3 protein-coding genes are annotated in these 4,575 nt (G+C 43.7%); all 3 read left to right on the top strand.

The genetic code is table 11. From position 1 onward, the window contains the following. A partial coding sequence (proS, locus tag QZ359_RS03420) for a proline--tRNA ligase (RefSeq protein WP_293959532.1) occupies positions 1-1,167 on the top strand: 1,167 nt, incomplete at its 5' end. A 98-nt stretch (positions 1,168-1,265) separates the two neighbouring features. Beyond that, positions 1,266-2,645, top strand: coding sequence for a 6-phospho-beta-glucosidase (bglA, locus tag QZ359_RS03415; RefSeq protein WP_293959529.1), 1,380 nt, complete (start codon positions 1,266-1,268; stop codon positions 2,643-2,645). Between the two features lie 192 nt (positions 2,646-2,837). After that, on the top strand, positions 2,838-4,575 hold a 1,738-nt coding region (glmS, locus tag QZ359_RS03410), incomplete at its 3' end, for a glutamine--fructose-6-phosphate transaminase (isomerizing) (RefSeq protein ID WP_293959527.1).

Here is a 4,575-nt window from a genome sequence, read left to right as displayed (position 1 = left end):
GTTGCCTCATTTGATGAAATTCCTGCAGAAGTGCAAGAAGAAATCAAGGCAGAATTGCTTAAATGGATGGTTTCTGGTGAAGATACCATTGCCTACTCAAGTGAGTCTAGCTATGCTGCTAACTTAGAAATGGCAACAAACGAGTACAAACCAAGCAACCGTGTTGTCGCTGAAGAAGAAGTGACCCGTGTTGCAACGCCAGATGTTAAATCAATCGATGAAGTTGCAGCCTTCCTCAATGTTCCAGAAGAACAAACGATTAAAACCCTCTTCTACATGGCAGATGGTGAGCTTGTTGCAGCCCTTCTAGTTGGAAATGACCAACTCAATGAAGTTAAGTTGAAAAACCACTTGGGAGCAGATTTCTTTGACGTTGCAAGTGAAGAAGAAGTGGCAAATGTTGTTCAAGCAGGATTTGGTTCACTTGGCCCAGTTGGTTTGCCAGAGAATGTTAAAATCATTGCAGACCGAAAGGTGCAAGATGTTCGCAATGCAGTTGTCGGTGCTAACGAAGATGGCTACCACTTGACTGGTGTGAACCCAGGTCGTGATTTTACTGCAGAATATGTGGATATACGTGAAGTTCGTGAGGGTGAAATTTCCCCAGACGGACAAGGTGTCCTTAACTTTGCGCGTGGTATCGAAATTGGTCACATCTTCAAACTCGGCACTCGCTATTCAGCAAGCATGGGAGCAGATGTTTTGGATGAAAATGGCCGTGCTGTGCCAATTATCATGGGATGTTACGGTATCGGTGTCAGCCGTCTCCTTTCAGCAGTGATGGAGCAACACGCTCGCCTCTTTGTTAACAAAACGCCAAAAGGTGAATACCGTTACGCTTGGGGAATCAACTTCCCTAAAGAATTGGCACCATTTGATGTGCACTTGATCACTGTCAATGTCAAGGACGAAGAAGCGCAAGCCTTGACAGAAAAGCTTGAAGCAAGCTTGATGGGAGCTGGTTATGAAGTCTTAACGGACGATCGTAACGAACGTGTCGGAGTCAAATTTAGCGATAGCGACTTGATTGGGTTGCCAATCCGCATCACCGTTGGTAAAAAAGCGGCCGATGGCATCGTAGAAGTCAAGATTAAAGCGACTGGTGACACTATCGAAGTTCATGCAGATAACTTGCTCGAAACGCTTGAAATCCTCAGCAAGAAATAAAAACTATAATCAGAAGAAAAACAAGGAAAAAATGTAACTAGTTTTTACCTTGTTTTTTCTGTATAATGGGAAAAATGAGTAGATAAAGAGGTAAATGTATGCTAAGATTTCCAAAGGATTTTGTCTGGGGATCCTCTACTTCTGGGCCGCAGACAGAAGGACGTATAGCTGGTGACGGTAAGGGAGATAATCTCTGGGATTATTGGTACCAAGTGGAGCCAAATCGCTACTATAATGGAATTGATCCAGATAAGACATCGACCTTTTATGAAAATTGGGAAAAGGATATTGAGCTACTGTTAGAAACTGGTCATACGGCCTTTCGGACTTCTATTCAGTGGTCACGGATTTTTCCACAAGGGCGTGGGAAAGTCAATCCTCAAGGTGCAGACTTTTACCGTAAGGTTTTTGAGGCTATTAAGGCCAAAGGGATTCGTCTTTTAGTGAATCTTTATCATTTTGATTTACCTTTTGCCCTTCAAGAGGATGGTGATGGTTGGGAAAATAAGGCAACTGTCTCAGCCTATGAAGACTATGCTCGTTTTTGTTTTGAGACTTATGGAGATTTAGTGGATCAATGGATTACTTTTAACGAGCCCATCGTTCCTGTAGAATTTGGCTATTTTTACGATGCCCATTATCCACATAAGGTGGATGCAGAGGCAGCTGTTAAAGTAGCTTATCATACACAATTGGCCAGTAGTCGGGCGGTTAAGGCTTGTCATGAACTCTTGCCTGATTCCAAGATTGGGATTGTCTTAAACTTGACACCGGCTTATCCACGCAGTCAGCATCCTGCTGATGTTAAGGCGGCTCGTATTGCGGACCTTTTTCAGGCCCAATCTTTCTTAGATCCGTCCGTTTTGGGGACTTATCCACAGGAGTTAGTAGAAATCTTGCATGAATACGGTCTCTTGCCTGATGCTACAGAGGAGGAGTTGGAGCTCATTCGTGACAATACGGTGGACTTCCTTGGTGTCAACTACTATCAACCTTTGCGTGTTATGGCTCCTCGATTTGCTAAGCATCCAGAGAGTCCACTCTTACCAGAACATTTTTACGAGCCTTATGTGATGCCTGGACGTAAAATCAATCCTCACCGTGGCTGGGAGATTTATGAGCAAGGGATTTATGACATCGCCCAAAATATCAAGGAAAATTATGGTAATATCGAGTGGATGTTGACTGAGAATGGTATGGGTGTTGAAGGGGAAGAAAAATTCCGTGAGAATGGAATGATTCAAGATGATTACCGTATTGACTTTGTAAAAGGTCATCTTCGTGAACTGCACCGTGCCATTGAAGACGGAGCCAATTGTAAGGGCTATTTAATTTGGACCTTTATTGACTGCTGGTCATGGCTCAACAGCTATAAAAATCGCTATGGTTTGGTCGAATTAGACTTGGAAACGCAAGAACGTCGTCTGAAGAAATCAGGGCACTGGTTCAAGGAATTAAGCGACAATAATGGATTTTAAAAAAGGACTCTGACTGATTATCCTAATTGGCCAGAGTTTTTTGCTTACAGGAGCTTAATTTGAGCTATACCAATTTTTACTCTTGACAAGTGAAAGAAACAAGTATATACTGTTTTTGCTGATTCTATAAAAGAGGAATTAGACTATACCAATTTTAAGGAGAAAGCACAGCTGGTCTGTGTCGTATATACTATGTGTGGAATTGTTGGTGTTGTTGGAAACACAAATGCAACTGATATTTTGATTCAAGGGCTTGAAAAGCTCGAATACCGTGGCTATGATTCTGCGGGGCTTTTTGTCCTAGGTGGTGCTGAAAACCATCTAGTCAAGGCTGTTGGTCGTATTGCAGAATTGTCTGCTAAGACAGCTGGTGTTGAGGGAACGACTGGTATCGGACATACTCGTTGGGCTACTCACGGGAAACCAACGGAAGACAATGCTCACCCACACCGCTCTGAGACAGAACGTTTTGTCTTGGTGCACAATGGGGTGATTGAGAACTACCTTGAAATCAAGGAAGAATACCTTGCAGGACACCACTTCAAGGGGCAAACAGATACGGAAATCGCCGTTCACTTGATTGGAAAATTTGCGGAAGAAGACGGTTTGTCAGTTCTTGAAGCCTTCAAAAAAGCCCTTCACATCATCCGTGGTTCTTATGCCTTTGCCTTGGTTGACTCACAAGATCCTGAAGTCATCTACGTGGCTAAAAATAAATCACCACTTTTGATTGGTCTTGGAGAAGGCTATAACATGGTCTGCTCAGATGCTATGGCTATGATTCGTGAAACCAACCAATACATGGAAATTCATGACCAAGAGTTGGTAATCGTCAAGGCGGATAGCGTGGAAGTTCAAGACTATGATGGTAATAGTCGTGAGCGTGCTAGCTACACTGCTGAGCTAGACTTATCTGATATCGGTAAGGGAACTTATCCTTACTACATGCTCAAGGAAATTGATGAGCAACCAACTGTTATGCGTAAACTCATCCAAGCCTACACAGATGAGGCTGGTCAAGTAGTAGTAAACCCAGCTATCATCAAGGCTGTTCAAGATGCAGACCGCATCTACATCCTTGCAGCTGGAACATCTTACCACGCAGGATTTGCTTCTAAGAAGATGTTGGAAGAATTGACAGATACACCAGTTGAACTTGGAATTTCATCTGAGTGGGGCTATGGTATGCCACTTCTCAGCAAGAAACCACTTTTCATCTTTATCAGCCAGTCTGGTGAAACAGCAGATAGCCGTCAGGTTTTGGTCAAGGCTAATGAAATGGGAATCCCAAGCTTGACAGTGACAAACGTACCAGGTTCAACTCTTTCTCGTGAAGCCAACCATACCATGCTTCTTCATGCAGGTCCTGAAATTGCCGTAGCCTCAACCAAGGCCTATACAGCGCAAATCGCAGCCCTCGCCTTCCTTGCAAAAGCAGTCGGAGAAGCAAATGGAAATGCCAAAGCGCAAGCATTTGATCTGGTTCATGAATTGTCAATCGTAGCTCAGTCTATCGAATCAACTCTTTCAGAGAAAGAAACCATTGAAGCCAAGGTTCGTGAGCTTCTTGAAACAACTCGCAATGCTTTTTATATTGGGCGTGGTCAAGATTACTACGTAGCCATGGAAGCAAGTCTCAAACTCAAAGAAATTTCTTACATCCAGTGTGAAGGCTTTGCGGCAGGAGAGCTCAAGCACGGAACTATTGCCTTGATTGAAGAGGGAACGCCTGTCTTGGCTCTCTTGTCAGATCCAGTCCTTGCCAACCACACTCGTGGAAATATCCAAGAGGTGGCAGCCCGTGGTGCCAAGGTTCTCACTATTGCAGAAGAAAATGTTGCCAAAGATACAGACGATATCGTCCTTACGACTGTACACCCTTACCTCTCACCAATCTCAATGGTCGTACCAACACAATTGGTCGCTTACT

It is taken from the genome of Streptococcus sp., from assembly GCF_019414905.1.
Lineage (GTDB): Bacteria > Bacillota > Bacilli > Lactobacillales > Streptococcaceae > Streptococcus.
The sequence above is the reverse complement of the archived record's forward strand: the minus strand, read 5'-3'. Positions and strand labels throughout refer to the sequence as shown.

What these genes read in the sequence shown, in the direction of transcription:
- bglA (WP_293959529.1), top strand. Translation starts at nt 1,266, where the DNA reads ATGCTAAGATTTCCAAAGGATTTTGTCTGGGGATCCTCTACTTCTGGG.